This is a genomic window from Bacillus sp. Medicinal_06, from assembly GCF_056711665.1.
Genome location: NZ_JBWYHD010000107.1, coordinates 1 through 204, shown reverse-complemented (window position 1 = coordinate 204; position 204 = coordinate 1). Strand labels below are relative to the sequence as shown.

Sequence of the window (204 nt, the reverse complement as noted above, 5' to 3'; positions counted from 1 at the left end):
CCCATAGCGTAAGCTAGTTAGATCCCTGAAAGATGATCAGGTTGATAGGTTCGAGGTGGAAGCATGGTGACATGTGGAGCTGACGAATACTAATAGATCGAGGACTTAACCATATAATATGAATACAAATGTTATCTAGTTTTGAAGGAATATATATTTAAAATTCCTGTTGACATTGTGATAAGAATGTGTATAATAATAAAA

At 33.8% G+C, this 204-nt stretch carries 1 rRNA gene; it reads left to right on the top strand.

Annotated features, from left to right (window positions below):
* A 23S ribosomal RNA gene (locus tag AC1M36_RS28705) occupies positions 1–113 on the top strand; the annotation flags it as partial.
* Positions 114–204 lie beyond the last annotated feature (91 nt).